Below are 6556 nucleotides of genomic sequence, written 5' to 3'. Positions count from 1 at the left end.
TAACCCCGTTCTCGCTTTCGGTGACGCCAATATAACTGCTGCTACCCCAACAGCTATACCGATTGGTGATTTCATAAATCGAAACATGTACATTTCTCCTCACTTCATTATTTTTGAGTCTGTAAACTGAATCAATCCTATCCAAGCTAAGTAAACGTGTAATCCATTTTGTCACATCCTTTTTTTGTAAAAAGTATATATCGAGTATATATTTTCATTTGCATTATTTCAACAATTTATTAGTTTTTTGTAAATTTTATGTTAATTCAGAAAAAGGTTTTGTGAACTTTTCTATTCTTATGCAAGTATACAGGTAATATATTCCACATTATTCTTGCTCAATTATTGAGATTATATTGAGAATTCGTTTTGTTTTTTTACAAATCACAAACTAAGACATGCACTTTTACGAAACAAATTTTATATACTATAAAAAATGCCTCAGGGAGTGATTTTCATGAGCTTATCCTATTGGAAATACGCAATTCTTAATCATATCACTACAAATTTCCGCACCTTCTTATTTAATATCATTGTCGCTATTTTAGGTGAAATCGCACTTTTCCTCGTCCTCAGTTTTGTCCCAAAAAGATTTCATAAATTTTTCGCATAAAAAGGCCTGAGTTCCTATCTATTGTAGAACTCAGGCTGCTTAGCTTTATCGAATGTAGGGGAACCGTTACATATTGTTTATATTCGCATCTCGAAATACCCCATCTAGTATTTGGTAGAATATATCGGCGATTCTTCGGATATATCGACGATTTTTCAAATATATCAGCGATTATTTCAATATATCGACGTTTCGACACAGGATATCGATTTACCAGCAAATTTCGACATGACTTAAAAGTAAAATACCCCGTGTCACTCACGAATCACCATACTTACTTTTATTCAAACTTAATATAATAAGAAATGCAATCGCTATTACAGCTAAAAAACGAACTGGATTAAACGGTGTTCCTACCGTTTCATTAAAACGATGATAAATAAAAGGGATCATCTCAAGTACCATTAGCCCCATTGCAATTTGAAACGTCTCAGCCATCGCTTTGTTTTTTATAAATACAGCACGCTCATCACCTTGTTTCCCAATCGCTATAAACATTTTTATAATAGCAAACACTACAAATAAAAAGACACTTAACGCAATAATAAAAATCAAAACATCCATCAAAATACACCTCTTATATGTAAAACTTATTTGACAAGAGTATAACACCTTTTACCCATCATGTAAAATATCTTTTACACAAAAAAAGACGACCGTTTAACAGTCGTCTTTTCCAATTTATTTCGGAGCATTTCCTACATATTGCGTAATATCAACATTTAATGATTGCGCTAAACGCATACCGTACTCTTGATCTGCACGGAAGAAGTTACAAACAGCTAGTAATTTCGTGCGTTCATTTACGTCTTTTAAGTCATTTGTTAAGTTTGCAATTAAGTTGTCTTGCTCTTCTTTAGAGAATGAACGGTAACGCTCACCTGCTTGTTTGAAGTCATTTGGTTTGTCAATTTTCTCACGAGATACATAGCCTTCTACTTTCATAGTTGAATCGCGGTAAGCTGGGTCTTCAACTGGATTTTCAGCATGACGGCTCGGTTCGTAGTTGATTGTAGATGGGTTTTGATTGGTTTGCATCGCACCATCACGTTGTTGGTTATGAACAGCTGCATATGGGCAGTTTACAGGAATTTGTAAGTAGTTTGCACCAAGGCGATAACGCTGTGTATCTGGATAAGAGAATAAACGACCTTGTAATAATTTATCTTCAGATGGTTCAATACCATTTACAGTTGCACTTGGAGAGAACGCCACTTGTTCTACTTCAGCAAAGAAGTTTTTCGGGTTACGATTTAACGTCATTGTCCCTACTTCCATTAATGGAAAACGATCTTCTGGCCAAACTTTCGTTGGATCTAACGGATCGAAATCTAAAGAATCCGTTTCTTCTAGTTGCATCACTTGTACGTGTAAATCCCACTTCGGATAATTTCCTTTTTCGATTGCATCGAATAAGTCACGAGTTGCATGGTTGAAGTCTTTTCCTTGTACTTCTTGCACTTCTTTTGCACTTAAGTTACGTACACCTTGCTGTGGTTTCCAGTGATATTTAATGTAGACAATTTTACCTTCTGCATTAATCCATTTAAATGAATGTACACCGAAACCTTCCATTTCACGATAGCTCGCCGGTGTACCGTAATCAGAAAATACCCATGTCATCATATGTGTAGATTCTGGACTTAACGTCATGAAATCCCAGTAACGATCTGGCGTTTGAATATTTGTATCAGGTGCTGGTTTTAAAGAATGCACCATATCAGGGAATTTAATTGCATCACGAATGAAGAAGACCGGTAAATGATTACCTACGATATCATAGTTTCCTTCTTCTGTATAAAATTTAACAGCGAACCCACGTGGATCACGAGCTGTTTCTGGAGAACCTTGACCATGAATAACCGTTGAAAAACGAACAAATACAGGCGTTTCAGTTCCTTCATTTTGTAAAAATGCTGCTTTCGTATATTGCTTCATGCTATTTTTCGTAACGAATACACCATGAGCACCTGCACCACGTGCGTGCACAACACGCTCTGGAATACGTTCACGATCAAAGTGAGCCAATTTTTCTACTAAATGATAGTCTTCTAATAATACCGGTCCACGGCGACCAGCTGTACGAGAATTTTGGTTGTCTCCAACCGGAGCACCTTGGTTTGTTGTTAAACGATTATTTGGATTCATCTAGGGGGATCCTCCTCTTTCTTTCGTAGTAATTATTATTTATTTAAAATTATTATAATCTAATTATTATTCAAAACTAAATCTTTGTCAACTACTTCTTTCATTTTTTTGGAAACAATTTCAGTTAAGCAATCGATAAATATAGATTGTGAATTTGGCATATTCGGTCTAAAATACGCAGCATTTATTTCATCCGTTACAACTCTACACTCGTAATCGTTGTCATATAAAACTTCTAGATGCTCTGCGACAAAGCCAACTGGGCAATATATGAAAGATTCATATCTATGCTCCTCAAATAAATCTCTCGTTAAATCTTGCACATCCGGTCCAATCCATGGATCAGGTGTATTTCCGGCACTTTGCCAACCTATTGTATAATTTTGAATGTTTGCAGCTGCTGCGATTAAATCCGCCGTATGCTGCAATTGCTTCACATAAGGATCACCCGCCGCAATAATTTTCTCTGGTAAACTATGCGCAGAAAAAATGACAACTGCTTTCTCTTTATCTTCAATCTTTGTAAATGTTTCTTTTATTTGATCTGCCCAATACGAAATAAATTTTGGTTCATCATACCATTGTTCAATTGGTTCAATAACAGGACCACCAATTTCTTCCGAAAGACGAATAGCACGGTCATTATACGCTTTAATGCTAAATGTAGAATAATGCGGTGCTAATACGATACTAATCGCCTGCTCAATCCCATCACGCTTCATCTCTTCTACTGCATCTTCTATAAATGGGGCTATATGTTTTAATCCTAAGTAACAATTAAATTCATACTCTGTAAATATATTATTCATTGAATCTGTTAATTTATGCGCTTGCTCTTTCGTAATTTTTGCAAGTGGTGAAATTCCGCCAATCGCTTTATAACGCCCAATTAAATCTTGGAGTGCTTCTTCAGAAGGTTTGCGCCCGTGGCGAATATGTGTGTAGTACGCTTCTACATCCTCTAATGATTCTGGCGTTCCATATGCCATTACGAGTAAACCTATTTTTTTCTTTGCCATCTATATAACACCTCAATTTTATAAATGAGAATCTTTTTCAAGAACATTTGTTTCCAATTATAACAACTAATAATAAGTACGTCAAAATAATTATTCTAAATAAGTATTTTTTATAATATGATTTTGAATTTTATATGACAATTTTTTTAATAAAAAGCGACTTACATATAAAGTAAGTCGCTTTTCTTCTATTCTTTAATATTTACCCCGTATTCTTTAAACCAAACATGAATTTGCGCTAAATGAGCTAAAAGCTGAGGCCCAGTCATTAATTGACCGAACCAAGGTGTTTGAAATGCGCTGCCGCCTGACTCAATTAATCCGCTCAGCTGTTCTTTATCAAATAGTTCGTGTAAAATCGAGCCTTTATCCGTTAATAAATCTTGTAGCCACACCGTTACTGCTTTCGTATAGTGCGGATTATGCGTTTTCGGATACGGGCTCTTCTTTCTATATAAGATGTCATTTGGAAGTAATCCTTCTAGTGCTTTACGCAATAGACCTTTTTCGCGATTTTTATACATTTTCATTTCCCAAGGAATATTCCACGCATATTCGACAAGTCGGTGATCCGCAAATGGAACGCGTACTTCTAAGCTTGCGCCCATACTCATACGGTCTTTTCTGTCTAATAATGTTGTCATAAACCATACCATATTTAAATAAAATAATTGTCTTCTCTTTGCTTCAATTGGGCTTTCTCCCTCTAAAATAGGAACTTCTTGAATGGACTCTTCATAGCGCCTTTGTACATATTGTTGTAAATTTAATTTATTTCTCCATTCCTTCTTTAGCAATTGTTCACGTGCTTCTGTAGAACGCATCCACGGAAATGCACTCGATTGTAAATCATCTTCTCTATAAAACCACGGATAACCACCAAATATTTCATCTGCACATTCCCCAGATAAACCGACGACAAAATCTTGTTTAATTTCACGACAAAACCATAATAATGACGAATCAATATCTGCCATACCAGGCAAATCACGAACGAGTACAGCTTCTGTTAAATACTGCGCCAATTGTTCATTTGAAATGACGCATCGATGATGAATCGTTTGAAACGTCTCCGTCATCAAATGAATAAATGGTGCATCTGAATTTGGCTGGAATGCATTCGCTTTAAAATATTTGTCATTATCTTCATAATCAATCGAATATGTGTGTAATTGCCCTTTTCCTGATCTTTCGTATTCTTTCGCAGCAATTGCTGTAATCGCACTCGAATCTACACCACCAGATAGAAAAGTGCACAGTGGTACATCAGAAACGAGCTGCCTTGTAATCGCATCTTGTAATAAAAAGCGTGTTTTCTCTACTGTTTCTTCAAAGGAGTCTTTGTGCTTTTTACTTTCTACATTCCAATATCTCCATATACATAAACCGTTCTTTGAAAATGTCATCGCATGACCTGGACGTAATTCTTTTATACCAGCATATATACCGTGACCAGGCGTTCTAGATGGTCCAAGGCCGAATATTTCGGATAATCCTTCTAACGTCACTTCCGCCTTCACATCTGGGTGCGCCAATATCGCTTTTAACTCTGAACCAAATAGTAATCGCCCACTATCATATTTATAAAATAGTGGTTTTACACCTAATCGATCACGCGCGATAAACACTTGTTCTTTCTGTTCATCCCATACGGCAAACGCATATATACCGTTTAAATGATCGACACATTCTTCTTTCCATTCCATATACGACGCTAATAGCACTTCCGTATCAGAATGACCTTTGAACGTATATCCCCTTCTTAATAGTTCCTTTCGAATATCTTCCGTATTATACAGTTCACCGTTATAGCAAATTGCATAATTCGTTTCACCTTTTAAACAAGTCATCGGTTGTTTCCCACCTTCAGGATCAACAACGATTAACCGTTTATGTCCAAATGCAACATTGCCTTTAATCCAAACTTTATTATCATCTGGACCACGCTTCGCTAACGTCTCAGCCATCTTCGTAACGACGTCCCGTTCTCCTTCTAATGAGCGTTTATAATCCACCCATCCTGTAATCCCGCACATATAAATCATCCTTCCATCTTATTTCTTTTCTTGAACGTGCAGTAATCCCCACCCTAAGAGTGCGGATTTAAAAATAAAAAAAATTGCCGATAACCTACTATCCACATATGGAATAGCATCTTCACTCAGTAAAACGTGTTTTATTGTATGCCCACCTATGTGTAGATGTGTCTAGTTATAAAGAACGCATGAACTGTCTATAACAGAAATAACTACTTTTCATAAAGGAGAAATCGTGTATGATACAACGTAACCATATTTTATATAACCAACCTCGCGCTCATACAGTCGGTAATGTAGAATATATAAACAATGAATGGGTATTCTTTGATGATGAAAATGAGGAAGCATTTTTATTAGAAGATATTGCCGGTGATGGCTTTGAAATTTTATATAACAACAACTGGCTACCAGCTCGTTTCTATGAACAAGATATATTACAAATTGCCAACGAACAGCACCATTTGCAAAATGGGGAAATGATACGCATTCGTAAAAAATTACTCCTTAGCTATACGGAATGGCTTGAGGAATTACCTGACTCTGTCTTTTCCTTATTAACAGAGGCATTGCAATCACTTCATTACTCTTTATATGATTGTATGTATTGTCATAATTATTTATCCTTTTTACCGAAAGAGGAGGCATGCGAAGGAGTAAATATTCTTTTGTTTGATAACGAAGAGATGATTTGTACACTACAGCACCATTTCGTTCGTCACGCTACATCAAATAAAAAT

At 36.0% G+C, this 6556-nt stretch carries 5 protein-coding genes and 1 pseudogene; 1 reads left to right on the top strand and 5 read right to left on the bottom strand.

Going from position 1 to position 6556, the window contains the following annotated elements; genetic code table 11:
* The 5 genes and pseudogenes from MR083_RS25775 to asnB form a co-directional block, all read right to left on the bottom strand.
* Positions 1 to 87 (bottom strand): annotated as a pseudogene (locus MR083_RS25775) (YtxH domain-containing protein); the annotation flags it as partial.
* A 784-nt stretch (positions 88 to 871) separates the two neighbouring features.
* Complete coding sequence (locus MR083_RS25770; protein ID WP_000382768.1) at positions 872 to 1177, bottom strand: hypothetical protein; 306 nt, start codon at positions 1175 to 1177, stop codon at positions 872 to 874.
* Positions 1178 to 1294: 117 nt separating this feature from the next.
* A complete protein-coding gene (katB, locus tag MR083_RS25765) occupies positions 1295 to 2761 on the bottom strand; it encodes a catalase KatB (protein ID WP_046646733.1) in 1467 nt (488 codons plus the stop codon).
* A 59-nt stretch (positions 2762 to 2820) separates the two neighbouring features.
* Complete coding sequence (gene hemH, locus MR083_RS25760; RefSeq protein ID WP_001075098.1) at positions 2821 to 3780, bottom strand: ferrochelatase; 960 nt, start codon at positions 3778 to 3780, stop codon at positions 2821 to 2823.
* Between the two features lie 188 nt (positions 3781 to 3968).
* Entirely contained in the window at positions 3969 to 5816 is a 1848-nt protein-coding gene (gene asnB, locus MR083_RS25755; protein WP_242270051.1) for an asparagine synthase (glutamine-hydrolyzing), read from the bottom strand.
* Positions 5817 to 6055: 239 nt separating this feature from the next.
* On the opposite strand from asnB, the gene MR083_RS25750 reads away from it, so the two are divergent.
* Positions 6056 to 6556: DUF2777 domain-containing protein (locus tag MR083_RS25750; RefSeq protein ID WP_242270050.1), on the top strand; the 501-nt coding region annotated here is incomplete at its 3' end.

Origin of the sequence: Bacillus cereus group sp. BfR-BA-01408, assembly GCF_022663305.1 — a bacterium.
Taxonomy (GTDB): Bacteria; Bacillota; Bacilli; order Bacillales; family Bacillaceae_G; genus Bacillus_A; species Bacillus_A pacificus.
Note: the sequence above shows the minus strand (reverse complement) of the source record. Positions and strands in the feature narration are given on the sequence as shown.

Excerpts from the sequence above, each read along its gene's own strand:
- MR083_RS25770 (WP_000382768.1), bottom strand. The coding sequence starts at position 1,177 with ATGGATGTTTTGATTTTTATTATTGCGTTAAGTGTCTTTTTATTTGTA.
- katB (WP_046646733.1), bottom strand. The coding sequence starts at position 2,761 with ATGAATCCAAATAATCGTTTAACAACAAACCAAGGTGCTCCGGTTGGA.
- hemH (WP_001075098.1), bottom strand. The coding sequence starts at position 3,780 with ATGGCAAAGAAAAAAATAGGTTTACTCGTAATGGCATATGGAACGCCA.
- asnB (WP_242270051.1), bottom strand. The coding sequence starts at position 5,816 with ATGTGCGGGATTACAGGATGGGTGGATTATAAACGCTCATTAGAAGGA.